Below are 15,555 nucleotides of genomic sequence, written 5' to 3'. Positions count from 1 at the left end.
GCTGTATTGGTCGTTGCTATGTGGTTAGGATTTTTTGTGTTGTCTGGGCACGTTTAGAGAGACAATCAAGGAGGTTTAAAGGCACAAATGAAGTATTTATTATCGGTTTTATTCGGTGCGATTAGTTACGGTGTGTTATCTACAATCGTAGTCCTGGCATATGGTCAAGGCTACCAATTAGGTGAAGTAGTTGGAACGCAGCTGCTGACGGGATTTATTTTGGCCTGGATGCTGGCTTTTTATACAAAATGGCGGGAACAGCGCAAAGCCCGTACAGCCCCAAACACAGTTTCTTCAATTACTCGAGCGGCAGAGGCTGCCAAAACGCTTGCCTCTAAGCTGACGTGGAAAAGCAGAGTGTTGCTGATGCTTTCGGGTATGCCCACAGCTATAACAGGCTTGTTGTATTATCATTCGCTTCGTTATATTCCAGCCTCGCTGGCGATTATATTATTATTTCAATTCACATGGATCAGCGTATTGATTCAAGCTTTCAGCAAGCGCCAACGCCCTAAAGGCATTATGATGCTGGCATTGATCGTATTATTCGGAGGCACGCTTCTCGCTGCCGGCATTATGGAGGATGGCGCAGCCCAGTTCAACTGGATCGGCATTATTTTCGGCTTATTGTCCGCCGTGAGCTATTCCTTGTTTATTTTGTTTAGCGGCAAAGCGGTGCCAGCCGTGCACCCGGCTTACCGCAGTGCGTGGATGATTACTGGCGGATTGCTGCTCGTGTTTATTTTATTCCCGCCAATGTTCCTGTTTAATGGTTTGATATGGGGACAGCTGCTCGTATTCGGTTTCCTGCTAGGGCTGTTCGGGGCGTTTATCCCGCCTGTCCTGTTCGCAATCGGAGTGCCGCATATTGGTGAAGGCATGGCTGGCGTATTAGGCGCAGCCGAGCTTCCTGTAGCTGTCACGATGTCGGCAATTATATTGAATGAGCATGTGAGCATGCTGCAATGGCTGGGCGTCGCCGTCGTGCTGGCGGGCATTTTGCTGCCGGAGCTGAAACGCTTTAAAGGGCGTTCACAGCGCACAATGGCTGCTTAACTAGCGCTTGCTTTCTTGTTGAAAAGATGCAGCTTTTCACAGGGCATAACTTCTTTATCATCAACCTTTGAAACATTTAGTTGAATTTTCCGTCTGTAGTATAAAGGCGGTGTAAGCTTTGAAAAAATGGCTCATTTTGTCGCTGCTGCTATTGTGGCTGCTCCCATCACAGGTGTCCGCGCTATCTTGCGCACAAATGAGAACACCAGCTGAGGCTTATGAGTGGTATGACGGCATTGTGATTGCGAAAGTAAATGAACAGTATAAGTCTATATTCTCCGATGACAACCAAATTGTTCTAACCGTAAGCAAGAGTTATAAGGGAATTGAAGCGCGCACCATTTCGGCGTCGGAAAACCCGACCTGGGGAGCTTTAAATGGTCCGAGTGAAGAGGGCGTGGAGTATCTCTTTTTTCTAAAAGAGAAGGACGGGAAGTGGGAGCATCCGCTATGCGCGCCTTCCGTGACAACGCCAGTCAGCAAGGAAATGGCGGCTTTTCTGAAGGACAAGGAATTAGATCTTAAAGCTCAAGAATCGGCAGCTAAACAGCTGACTTCGCCTATATCCGAGAGGAATGTGGAGAGTAGTCAGAATCTAGAAAGCAGCTCATCAAGCAGGATTGGGATGGGTATCGCATTATTGGTGCTGGTTATTTTGGTAGGAGTGATCGTTTATCTTCGCTACGGCAGACGGAACAAGTAATTGATCGCAATGCGATACTGCCATAATGAAGGAGAGAGCCTGAGCAATCAGGCTTTTTCTGTTTTTTAGAATTTTCTACTACTGCATTGTGCAGTAAAGTTTTTGGCTAGCAAGTGCAGTCGACATTTGCTAGCCAAAACGCTGCATTTTTCACTTGCGAAAATCATGCGGCTGCGCTCCTAAGGCCAAGGAGGAACGCTATTAAGTCCCTTTACTTGATCAGAATTCCCGATACATCAGTATTTATCTATAAATGAACACTTTGACTTTAATTGAAAAATAAGTAACGAAAAGCCGGGGATGAAGATCCCCGGCTTTCGTTGTAGTCTTTTTAGTACATGCAGTTTGGTGAGGGCAGGCTGGGCTAAGTTATCGAGTTGGTACTGTAAGGGATTCCCTTCTGGAATCGGAGAACAGGCATTTTGTAGAGATATCAAAATAATCCTTATTTACAATTTATTTTTATTTAAATAAAATTTTACATTTTGATAAAGAGGAGTTTGGCTTTCGGTATAGAAAAGGTAATATAATCCAGCGATTCGAGTTTCTTCTCCATGATGTGCATTTTTTGTCGGGTACCTTTGTAGAGTCCTCCGCACTTATGTCTGAAACAATGCAGGAAATTTTTCGCAAGCCAATAGAGATTGAATAAATATGTCAAAGGAAAGAAGGGTTATTCCATGTCAATGAGTGAAACCAATTTGCAACTTCAAGAAAATGAAGGCGCTGTTTACGTACTTACAGAAGCACAGCGAAGAATATGGTATATGGAGCTGCTGAATCCCCATACCACGGTAGCCACACTTAACAGCTTGCTTACCATCAAGGGGACGATACAAGAGAATTTGATTCTGGAAGTGCTGCAAACTCTTGCAATTCGTCATGAAGCTTTGCGCATGCAATTGCAGTATAGGGAGGGGGAGGAGCCTCTCAGCTATGTTGTGCTTTATAAACCATTTGACATTAATGTTGTGGATTTAAGAGAAAGTGAAGCTGAAGCATGGCGGGAAAACGTCGATTTTCTGTCGCGTCAGCCGTTCTCTCTTTTTGATTCCCCGTTATTTAAGTTCACCTTGCTTCGGACTGGAGAACAGGAAGCCAGATTGTTTTTGAGCATTCATCATATTATTGCCGACGGCTATTCGCTCAATTTGATAGGGAATGAAATCATTAGCGGCTATAAGGCCTTGCTTTGTCATGAGGAGCTTCCTATGGAACCGGCGCCTGCTTGTACGGGGCTGCTGCAAAGTGAGGAACAATATTTGCAATCTTCCCGCTTTCTGAAAGATAAAGCCTTCTGGGACGAAGAGTTCAGCACGCTTCCCCCAATTACACGGATTGATACTTCCCAAAGTGCGAGGCAGCTAGCGAGCAGTTCGGCAAGCTGTGTACATTATGAAATAGCTGCATCCGAAGGCGACGTTATCCATGCTTTCTGTGAGGAACAGCAAGTTTCCCCATTTAACTTGTTCGTGGCTGCTCTTTGTCTGTATTTGTCGCGAATTTGCGGAGATGAGGAGATCGTGCTCGGAACGATGTATGCCAATCGGACATCACGAGAACAGAAAGCGATGGTGGCGATGCTGGTCAGCACGACGCCTTTCCGTATGCGGCTGGATACTTCATGGTCGTTCGCGGATTTCCTGAAACAGGTGAAAGGCAAGCAAAGCGAACTGATTCGGCATCAGAAATACCCGTTTAACCGGATTGTACCTGAGCTTCGCAACCAATTTGGCTTTACTGATGCGCTGCTGCCTGTATTTTTCAATTACCATCCGATGGAGTGGGATGCGCTGCCCGCTGACGCACCTTTCCAATATGAGACGAAGCCGCTCGGAAATGATCATCAAGATAACGAATTGACGGTGCACATTCGCGAACATGTAAAAACAGGCGAAATGGCTATTCAAATCGATTATTTAACAGACCTGTTTGCACGCGAAGACATTGACCTTTTGATTCAACGCTTGCTGCATGTGATCAGAGAAGCCATATCTGATCCTTTGCAAGTGATAGGACGTTTTAACATTCTGCCTCCTTGGGAGCTGCAGGACGTACTGAGCTCGTACAGCTTTGGACAGCGAATTAAGCACCAACAAGAGCTTTTATTGCACGAAATGTTCGAGGCGCATGCTGCAAACACACCAGATCGTACCGCTGTTGCGGGATCTGACGGCTCGTCGCTGACCTACCGTCAATTGAATGAGCGAGCTAACAAGTTGGCGAGAACATTGGGTCAACAAGGCATACGCCAAGGGGAACCTGTGGCCATTTTGGGAACACGATCTCCGCTCATCGTGACCGCTGTTCTTGCTGTATTTAAAGCAGGCGGGGCTTTCGTTCCGCTGGATAATTCGCTGCCTGCTGAACGGCTGGCCTATATGGTGTCGGATAGTGAAGCACGTATCCTGCTTACGGCAGATGATGTCATTATGGCTATTCCTGATGACTGCCAAGTCATTGATTTGAGACAAGAGGCAAGCTATGCCGAGGATGGGGCCAATTTACTACATCATTGTTCTGCTGAACAGCTTGCGTATGTCATCTACACGTCTGGAACTACAGGCAGACCGAAGGGGGTTATGGTCGATCAACTCAGTTGGGCTGAAACAGCGAGGTCTTGGGGCCATGAATATAAACTGGAAGTTATGGAGGTAAGGCTCCTGCAATTGGCGAGCTTTTCTTTTGACGTATTTGCTGGCGATTTGGCCAGAGCATGGCTCAGTGGAGGGCTGCTTGTCTTATGTTCGGACGAGGCTCGTCTCAGCTTGCCTCGTCTCCATGCCGCTATCGTCGAATACGGCATTACGCTGCTGGAATCAACGCCAGCATTGCTTGTACCGCTGATGGATTATATATATGAGAATGATTTAAGTACGGGGCAACTGCGTTTGTTAATTATGGGCTCTGACCGCTTTCCTGCGAAAGACTTTCAGAGGGTGCACGAGCGTTTCGGCTCTGCCATGCGCATTCTCAACAGTTATGGGGTAACGGAAGCATGTATTGATGCGTCCTATTATGAAGTGGGGATGGGGGGCATGCTGCCTCAGGAAGGAAGTATACCGATTGGTCGGCCGCTTCCTCATGTCAATCTTTACGTGCTAGGTCAGGGTGGAACCTTACAGCCCGTCGGCGTGCCAGGGGAGCTGTGCATTGGCGGAGCCAGCGTAGCTCGGGGCTACCTGAACAGGCCGGAACTGACGGCCGAGCGTTTCGCTCAAGATCCATTCGTTGAAGATGGGCGCATGTATCGCACAGGGGATCAGGCTTGCTGGCTGCCGGACGGAAATTTGCAGTTTCTCGGGCGCTTGGACGACCAGCTCAGTATTCGGGGCTACAGGGTCGAACCGGGCGAGATTGAAGCGCGTCTGCTAGATATTGAATCCATCCGCGAGGCAGTTGTTGCTGTCATGCCAGATCGCCAGAGAGAGCTGGTGCTTTGCGCATATTACACAGCAGAAGCAGCGCTGGAAACGGCCGAACTGCGAGCATTTTTGTCTTCGATGCTGCCGGACTATATGGTGCCTGCTGCCTTTAAGAAGCTGGAGAAGCTGCCTTTGACAACAAACGGCAAAGTGGATCGCAGAGCTTTGCCTGCACTGGATGAAATAGTTTCCTCCAAATTATACATACGTCCAGTTACAGATGCGCAGCAGCGGATGGCTGTGTTATGGCAGGAGGTGCTGGGTCAAGAACGGATCGGGCTGGAAGACAATTTCTTTGATCTTGGAGGCCATTCGCTGAAAGCCATAACGCTGCTGACGCGCATCCATCAGGAATTTCAGATAGAGCTCGGCTTGCGGGACATTTTTCAGGCCGTTACGCTCAAAGATTTAACCGAGGCGGTCAGCTCAGCCACCGAATATATTTACGAGTCGCTTATGCCTGCGCCACATCAGCCGTATTACCCGCTGTCATCTGCGCAGAAACGGCTATTTATGCTGCAGCAATTGGATGCTTCGGGACTTAGCTACAATATGCCAGCTGTCTTGCATTTGGAAGGGCCGCTGGACAAGCAGCAGATGGAGGCAACATTGGGCGTCCTTATTGCTCGGCACGACGCTTTGCGCACTTCATTTACAGTTGTAGATGGAGAGCCTGTTCAGCATGTGCATCAGCAGGTTGTCTTCTCCCTTCCTTATGAGGAAGCAGAGGAAAAAGAGGCATACGAGCAAATTTCGACTTTCATCCGGCCGTTTGACCTTGGCATGGCTCCGCTGCTGCGGGCAAAGATTGTACGTATTGGGGAGCAACGGCATCTGCTCTTGTTTGATATGCATCATATTATCTCGGATGGTATTTCTGTGCAAATTTTGACCGAAGAGCTAGCTGCATCTTATGCCGGAGAAACGCTGGAGCCGTTACAGCTGCAATATAAAGACTACGCTGTATGGCAGCAAGCCTACAAGTACACACAAGATTACGCCAAGCAGGAAGCCTATTGGCTGGATCAGTTTGCCGGGGACGTGCCTGTGCTTCAGCTGCCGACCGACGATCCTCGCCCGGCAGTACGCAGTTTTAAAGGAAACCGAGTAGACGCCGAGCTTCGGGGCGAGCTTGCAGCAGCGGTCCGGGAGCTGGCTCGCAAGAACGGTGCCACCGTATACATGGTGCTGCTAGCAGCATACAGCGCGCTGTTGTCGCGAATCAGCGGGCAAGAGGAGATCGTTGTCGGAACGCCTGTTGCAAGGCGTCAGCACGCGGATCTGTCAGGCATGTTAGGTATGTTTGTCAACACCTTGGCGCTTCGCATGTACCCGGAAGGCGACAAAACGTTTGCCGCCTATCTGCGAGAAGTGAAGCAGACGGCATTGTCTGCGTTTGAGCATGGGAATTACCCGTTTGAGGAATTGGCCCAGCGCATTGTTCAGCAGCGTGATCTAAGTCGCAATCCGCTCTTTGACGCGATGCTCGTTGTGGAGCATGCGGATCACGAGGAGTTTAAGCTGGCCAATGTCCATGTTACTCCGTACGCATTGGATTATACGGCCGCCAAGTTTGATTTGACGCTCACCGTGACGGAGCGGGAGGAAAGCTTCTCATTGAGTTGGGAGTATGACTCCGCTTTGTTTGGACATCGTACGATAACACGCTGGAGCGATTGCTTCCATGAGCTGCTGGTTCAGGCTGCTCGCTCCCAGGATGCGAAGCTAGGGACATACGATATAGTAACGGGTCAGGAAAGAGAGCAACTGTTAGGCCAATTTGCCGGGACTAAGAAAAACTATGGCCCAGCAACCTCGGTGCTAACGTTATTTGAGCAGCAAGCTGTGGAAACTCCAGACCAACCGGCGGTCATTTTGGAAAAGGACGAGCTGAGCTACCGGCAACTCAATGAGTGGGCAGAGCAGCTCGGCGCTGAGCTGCGGAGGCAGGGAGTGGGAGCGAACACGATTGTCGCTGTTATGACTCATCGTTCGTTAGAAATGGCGGTAGGCATACTAGCGGTCTTGAAAGCAGAGGGTGCCTACCTTCCGATCGATCCTGAATTTCCGATCGATCGCATCCGGTATATGCTGGAGGACAGCCTCCCTCAAGTGCTGCTTACGTTCAGAACGTATGAGCCGCTCGTAGCGGAACTCCATCAGGACATTTCTGTTTTATATTTTGAGGACCACCCGCTACGGCAGATCCCAGTGAAGGAAGTAAAACGCTCGTTCGCTCTAGAACACTTGGCCTATGTCATCTACACATCGGGTACTACAGGGAAGTCTAAGGGCGTTATGATTGAACACGGCAGCTTGGCGAACACGATACAGTGGAAAAAACGCCACTATTCGTTTGGCCCGCAAGATAGAGCGTTGATGTTGAATCCTTTTATTTTTGATTCGTTTGTGACTCACTTTTTTGGGCCTATCGTCTCAGGGGCAGCCGTTGTTATTTTGAGTGATCAAGGCAGCAAAGATGCTTCAGCCATTCGCGAAGCGATCGTGAACCATCAAATTACCCATTTGCAAAGCCCTCCGAGCTTCTACTCTGCCATGCTGGAAAGCATGATGCATAAGGATTGGCGCTCGGTGCGAAGTGCGGTAGTAGCCGGCGAGGCGGTTGGCCTGCCTTTAATTCGTCGACTGAAGGCTATGAATTCCGATATGCAGCTGATGAATGAATACGGTCCAACCGAAAATACCGTCGTGACGACAGCAGTGGAACTAACGGAAGAGACGGCTGTAACCATTGGGCGCCCCGTACCGAATGCGCGGGTTTATATTTTGAATGCACAAGGCATGCTGAATCCGCTCGGTGTACCGGGCGAGCTTTGCATTGCCGGGGCCGGCTTGGCCCGGGGCTATATGAATCAACAGGAATTGACGGCATCCAAGTTTACGGCTGATCCTTTCGTGAAGGGCGAACGTATGTACCGAACAGGCGATTGGGGCCGGTGGTTGCCCGATGGCACGTTGGAGTATTTGGGACGAATGGATCATCAAGTGAAAATTCGGGGGAACCGGATTGAACTCGGCGACATTGAGGCGCATCTATTAACGCTTCCAGAAATGAATGAGGTAACCGTCACTGTGATCGAGGAATCAGAGGGCAACGCCAGTTTATGCGCTTATTTTGTAGCGGAGCGGGAATACGCAGTGAAGGAATTAAGACAGCTGCTTGGCTTGGCATTGCCGTCTTATATGATGCCGTCTTATTTTGTTCAAATACCGCAAATGCCGCTGACTGCCAATGGCAAATTGGACCGCCGAGCGCTTCCGCTTCCTGACAGCAGCAATCTGACCAAAGATGGCAGCTACTTGGCTCCGAGATCCGAGGCAGAACGAAAGATGATCGAAGTGTGGCAGGAAGTGCTGGGCGTACGTCCGATCGGGATTCGGGATGATTTCTTTGAACGAGGCGGGCATTCGTTAAAGGCCACGTTTGTAGTTGCTCGCATGCAAAAAGAGCTTCAGGCCGACGTTACGCTGCGGGATCTGTTCCAATACCCGACCGTTGAGTCGATGACAGAAGTGATCGCATCCAGGTCGATGAAAATATTCGATGCTCTGGAGCTAGCGACGCAGATGGACTATTATCCGCTTACGAGCGTGCAAAAAAGGCTATTCGTGCTGCAACAAATGGAAGGAGCAGAAGTCAGCTACAACATGCCCGCCGTTCTGCGGATGGAAGGCATGCTGGACCCATTACGCTTTGAGTCCTCCTTGCAGCAGCTCATTTTGCGTCATGACGCGTTGCGAACATCCTTTGCATTCATTGACAACGAGCCCGTACAGCAAGTGCATGAGCATGTGCAGATAGCCGCAGCCTACCGGGAGGCGGAACAGCAGCAGCTTGATGCCGTAATCGCGGAGTTTGTACGGCCATTCGATCTTGGACAGGCTCCTTTGCTTCGCGTGGAGGTTGTGCGCGTGGAAGCACAGCTGCACTATGTGCTGCTCGACATGAACCATATGATCTCTGACGGCGTGTCAATGAGCATTTTTGTAGAAGAATTTACGAAACTGTATGCTGGAGAAAAATTGGAACCGCTGCGGCTGCAGTACAAAGATTATGCCGTATGGCAGCAGAAATACGCCCAAAGTGCCGTGTATATGGAGCAAGAGGGCTACTGGCTCCAGCATATGGGCGGAAAATTGCCTGTGCTGCATCTTCCTTCCGATTACACACGTCCGGTATTGCGCAGTTTTGCGGGGGACCGAGTCGATTTCAAGCTAGACAATGCGTTGTCGGAGGCGGTACAAAAGCTCGCGCTGGATAAAGGGGCCACTGTGTACATGGTGCTGCTGGCGGCGTACAGCACGTTCCTGTCGCGGCTGTCCAACCAGGATGAGATCATCATTGGTTCCCCTGTTGCTGGACGTCCGCATGCAGATTTGTCATCCATGATGGGGATGTTTGTTAATATGCTGCCTTTGCGTACATTCCCTTCAGGACCAAAGGGTTTTGCCCAATTTTTAGAGGAAATCAAGCAAACGACACTGGATGCTTTAGTGCATGGGGATTATCCTTTGGAGGATGTTGTAAATCAGGTTGTCAGAGAGCGGGATATGAGCCGCAATCCGTTGTTCGATGCCGTTTTTGTGCTGCAAAATACCGATTTGTTGCCCATTGCGCTACCTGACTTGAGCGTAGAATCGTATCCGTTTGCCGAAACATCGGCGAAGTTTGACCTCACGCTTCAGGTTAACGAGCATCAGGACGGCTACTACTGCTCCATGGAGTTTTCCACGGCATTGTTTGCTCGTGAAACGATAGAGCGCTGGTGCCGCTATTTTACGGACATGCTGCATCATGTAGTCGCTGAACCGGATACGCGGCTTGCCGAAGCGAGGTTGCTTCGTGAGCAAGAGCAACATGAACAGCTTATGGCCTATAGCGGGCTACCTGTGTCGCCTGTGATGCAAGTGTCTATTACAGAGCGTTTTCAAGAAATCGTCCATCATCATCCTGAACGACTGGCCGTTGTATGCGGCGAGCGGCAGCTTACGTACGAGGCGTTGCAGTGCCAGTCCTTAGCTGTAGCCGGGAAGCTATTTAGAAAAGGGCTGCTGCCTCAAGCGGCTGTTGGCATTTTGGCTGAGCGTTCCATCGAGTTTGTTGTTGCAGTCATGGGCATTTTGCAGGCGGGCGGCGCTTACGTACCTTTGGACCCGGAGGCTCCGGATGACCGTCACATGTATATATTGAACGATTGCGGTGCGGACTGCCTGATTGTTGTTGGCGATTTGCGCGTGCCGGAACGGTATGAGGGATCGGTAATCAGGCTTGATGCTGATATGCTTCTGGAGGAAGGTCTGGAGGACAACGGGGAATTGCGCACGATCCGTAAAACCCGCAGCGATGATCCTGCCTATATTATGTACACCTCTGGCACAACAGGCAGTCCAAAAGGCGTGCTGGTCACACACGGCAATGTCGTCAACCTGGTGACAGGAGGCGGGTATGTGCCGTTTCATAGCGATCATCGTTATGCGCAGACCGGCTCGGTCAGCTTTGATGCGGCAACATTTGAAATTTTTGGCGCGCTGCTTCATGGCGGAGCGCTGTACCCGGTAGAAAAAGACGTACTGCTGAGCGCGAGACGATTAGGACATTTTATTGCAGCAAACGGCATTACGGTCATGTTTTTGACAACATCGCTATTTCACCACTTGGCCAATGAGGAAGCGGGAATGTTTGCTGGGCTTCAGCATTTGATCATGGGTGGAGAAATATTGCTGCCGAAGCCTGTTCACGCTGTTCAGAAGGCTAGCCCGTCCATCACGATATGGAACGGATACGGGCCGACGGAGAACACTACGTTTTCGACTGCTTTCCATCTCAGTGAGACGATCGGGATGACGAGCATTCCGATCGGACGGTCGATTGGCGGAACGACAGCCTACGTGCTGGGCGCTGGCGGTCAGATGCTTCCCGTTGGCGTACCGGGAGAGCTGCACCTCGGAGGTGCCGGTGTAGCCAAAGGCTACTGGAATCAGCCTGAGCTTACGAAGGAAAAATTCAAGTCTGATCCGTTTATTGAAGGTAAAACCATGTATGCAACAGGGGATTTGGCGCGCTGGCTGCCTGATGGCAACCTCGAATATATGGGCCGAATCGATCAGCAGGTCAAAATTCGGGGATACCGGATTGAACTGGGCGAAATTGAAGCGCATCTGCTGGTGCACGCCGATATTCGTCAAGCGTCAGTCGTCATTCGGAAAGATACACCTGGAAACGAAGTGCTTTGCGCTTATTATGTTAGCGACGGTATGTTAGATCCTTCAAAATTGAGATATATGATGAGCACAGCTCTGCCTGTATATATGGTTCCTGAGTATTACATTCGGCTTACGGAACTGCCGCTTACGAGAAATGGGAAGCTGGATCGATCGGCATTGCCTGCGCCTGCATACGATGCAGCGGCAACTGCGCCATATGTGGCTCCTCGTACAACGACGGAAGCTCAACTAGCGGCAATTTGGGAGGATGTATTGCAGACGTCGCAAGTGGGAGCGCGAGATAACTTTTTTGCACGGGGAGGGCACTCGCTAAGCGCGATGACGCTGGCCTCGCACATCCATCAAGTGATGAATGTGCGAGTGGAGATTCGTGACATATTCCGTTTTTCGACTCTTGAAGCGCTGGCGCTCAGAGTAGAACAGGGAGCGAAAGACCTGTTTGAAGGCTTGCAGCCTTCCGCTCCGCGTGACTACTATCCGCTGTCTTCCGCGCAAAAGCGGATGTACGTGCTGCACCAGCTTGAAGGTGCGGAAATGAGCTATAACATGCCTGCGGCCCTGCTATTCAATGGACGGGTGGAGTTTGCCCAACTGGAACGCGCTTTTAGGGAGCTTATCGCCCGCCACGAAGTGCTGCGGACCAGTTTTGAGATGCTTGATGGCGAGCCAGTTCAAAAAATTAGCGCAGAGGTTGATTTCAATTTGTCTTACCGGGAAGCGGGAGACAGACCAATAGAAGAAATGATTCGGGCGTTTATGCGTCCTTTCGATTTGGGCCTGGCTCCGCTGCTGCGCATTCAGTTGACGAAGCTGACCGATACGCAGCATCTGCTGCTGTTTGATATGCATCACATTATCTCCGATGGGACTTCAATAAGTCTTTTCATCGAGGAGATGACAAGGCTGTACGCTGGCAAACGTTTAGAGCCGTTATCCCTTCATTACAAGGATTATGCGGTATGGCTTGCAGCTAACAAACACTCGGAAACGTATGTCAAGCAAAAAGAATATTGGGTGCAGCAGCTTGGCGGTGATGTCCCGATTCTTCATTTGCCGTCGGATTTCCCCCGTCCAGCTATAAAAAGCTTTGCGGGAAGTCGGCTGGATTTTGTCATAGATGCAAAATTGAGCACCCATGTAAAACAACTGGCGCAAGACACAGGGACTACTTTATTTATGGTATTGCTTGCTGCTTACAACGTGTTCCTAGCGAAAATTTCAGGTCAAGATGACATTATCGTGGGCACGCCGATTGCCGGTCGTCCTCATGTCGACCTGTCCGATATGATGGGGATGTTCGTGAACACGTTAGCGATTAGATCAATGCCGTCTGTAGACAAAACATTCAGGGACTACTTGGAGGAAATCAAGCAAATTTCTTTGGCGGCGTTTGAACATGCGGACTACCCGTTTGAGGAAATTGTCGATCAAGTCGTTCAACACCGGGATGTGAGCCGGAATCCGGTCTTTGATGCGATGTTCGCTCTGCAAAATATGAAACGATCTGTTCTGCATATGTCAGATGTCGAGATCATTCCTGTCCCGATGGAAAACCCGACGGCAAAATTTGATTTGTCTTTGTTTGTCAACGAGTCCGCAGATGAGTTGCACGGCAGCTTGGAGTATGCAACATCGCTGTTTGAGGCGAGTACCATTGAACGTTGGAAAGATCATTTTATCGCATTGCTTCGGCATACCGTGGCTGAGCCGGACGTCATGCTCGGCAAGGCGAACTTGCTTAATGAACAAGATTTGATGACTCTGCATCGGTGGATGGACGGGCCTGTGAAGAAGCTCGAAGACACAAATGTGCATCAGTTATTCCATAAGCAGGCGGAGAAAACACCGGAAGCGGCTGCGCTCGTATTTGGCGATACCATGCTTACTTACGGGGAACTTGACCGTTTATCGGATCAAATGGCTGCTGCTCTGCGACAAGAGCAGATCGGAGACGGAAGCATTGTAGGGCTAATGGCTCAGCGTTCTCCCAAAATGATTATCGGTTTGCTTGGCATTTTGAAAACGGGAGCGGCCTTCCTTCCGCTTGATCCTTCCTACCCTGAGGAACGAATTTCGTTCATACTGGAAGATTCTAAAGTCTCTTGCCTACTGGTGGATTCGGATTCCGCCCAAACGCATGATCGCCTTGTCCATCGCAGCAAAACGAGAATCATCGAGCAGCTTCTTGCGACAATAAGCTTCAGCGATACAATTGAGGTTTCACATGAGCAGCTTCAAAGTCCGGCAGCGACCGAAAGCAGCCGGTTGCTCTACGTCATCTATACATCGGGTACGACAGGCAATCCGAAAGGTGTCATGCTTGAACACGGCAACCTCATCAACTTGATTATGCATCAATATGAGCATACTTATATTCCGTTTGACAAGGATGTGTTGCAGTATGCTTCGTATAGCTTTGATGTGAGCTATCAAGAAATTTTCTCGACTTTGCTTGCCGGAGGAACGCTGCACTTGATCGAGGAGGAGATGCGCCAAAATGCAACTGCGCTTTTCCGTTATGTGGAGGATCGAGGCATTCAGACCTTGCTTCTGCCTTCGTCGTTTGTCAAATTCGTCTGGAACGATCCGACTTATGAATCGGTATGGCCGAAGTGCGTGAAGCATTTGATTACAGCGGGAGAGGCGCTAATTGTTGGTCATACACTACAGCAATTTTTGCGAGAGCAGGGCGTAACGCTGCACAATCATTACGGTCCTTCCGAGACGCATGTGGCTACGACGTATACGATAATACCGAAAGAGCCGATGGTTGCGCTGCCTCCGATTGGTAGACCGATTAGCAATTCGTCTGTTTATATTGTCGATTCTCTGGGGCAGCTGCAACCGATCAACGTAGCTGGCGAGCTGTATATTGGGGGAGCTTGTGTCGGCAGAGGTTACCTGCATCAGCCTGCTTTGACAAGTGAGAAGTTCCTTTCTAATCCATGGTCACCCGGAACCCGGATGTACCGAACGGGGGATAAGGCCCGCTGGCTGGCCGACGGAAGCATTGAGTATTTAGGCCGTATCGACCATCAGGTTAAAATTAGAGGATACCGAATCGAACCGGGCGAGATCGAAACCAAGCTGCTGGAGTTGGACGGGATTCGAGAAGCTGCTGTAATTGCACTGCAAGATGAACGCGGCAGCAATGAACTGTGCGCTTATGTGGCAGGTGAGCGTGAATATACCTTTGCTGAGCTGCATGCAGCGCTTAGAACGATCTTGCCGGAATATATGATACCGGCCTATTTCGTGCAGCTTGCAGAGCTGCCGGTTACGCGTAACGGAAAAATTGACCTTAGAGCGCTGCCGAAGCCGACGGAAAGATTGGCGGAAGGCGATTACGTCTCGCCACGGACGCAAGTAGAAACAAAGCTGGCTCTGCTGTGGCAGGAGGTGCTGGGGCTTGAGCGCGTCGGCATTCGCGACAACTTCTTCGAGCTTGGCGGCCATTCGCTCCGAGCGATGACGCTCGTATCGCGCATTCATCAGGTATTGGAGACCGAGGTTCCCCTGCGGCAGTTATTCCTTTCGCCTACGGTCGAAGGCCTGGCGGCTGTACTAGAAATAGCCGACGAGCGCGAATTTGAAGCGCTGGTGCCTGTGAAGGCTCAGGAGGCGTATCCGCTGTCCTCAGCGCAAAAGCGCCTGTACATTTTACAGCAGTTAGAGGGAGCGGAGCTTAGTTATAACATGCCAGCCGCTCTGCGTCTGTCGGGACCGCTGGATCGTCAGCGGCTGGAAAGGGCGCTGCAAGCGCTGGTGGCCCGCCACGAATCGCTGCGGACAGGATTTGCAGTAGTTGACGGGGAGCCGATGCAGCGTATTGCGGCGTCTCCCGTGTTCGCGGTAACTTACGAGGAGGCGACGGAGGAGGAAGCACAGGAGCGCGTTCGTACCTTCCTTCGTCCGTTTGACCTCAGCGAAGCGCCGCTGCTGCGGACGACGGTGGTGCGTATGGGCGAAGCGAATCATTTGCTATTGTTCGATATGCATCATATTATTTCTGATGGCACGTCGATGAGTATATTTGTGCAGGAGTTTACGAAGCTGTACGGAGGAGAAGAACTGAAGCCGCTGCGTTTGCAGTATAAAGATTATGCGGTCTGGCAGCAAAGCTAC

At 50.3% G+C, this 15,555-nt stretch carries 3 protein-coding genes; all 3 read left to right on the top strand.

The window, feature by feature from the left end; translation table 11 throughout:
• Nucleotides 1-87: 87 nt before the first annotated feature.
• The gene (locus AC50Y5_RS22615; protein WP_056037837.1) at nt 88-1,056 is read left to right on the top strand and encodes an EamA family transporter; all 969 of its coding nucleotides are present in this window, start codon (nt 88-90) and stop codon (nt 1,054-1,056) included.
• Nucleotides 1,057-1,174: 118 nt separating this feature from the next.
• Complete coding sequence (locus AC50Y5_RS22610; protein WP_494863888.1) at nt 1,175-1,759, top strand: hypothetical protein; 585 nt, start codon at nt 1,175-1,177, stop codon at nt 1,757-1,759.
• 680 nt (nt 1,760-2,439) lie between these two features.
• A partial coding sequence (locus tag AC50Y5_RS22605; RefSeq protein ID WP_494863887.1) for a non-ribosomal peptide synthetase occupies nt 2,440-15,555 on the top strand: 13,116 nt, incomplete at its 3' end.

This window comes from Paenibacillus sp. JT22N7, assembly GCF_059383875.1.
This window is presented reverse-complemented; position numbering and strand designations above follow the sequence as displayed.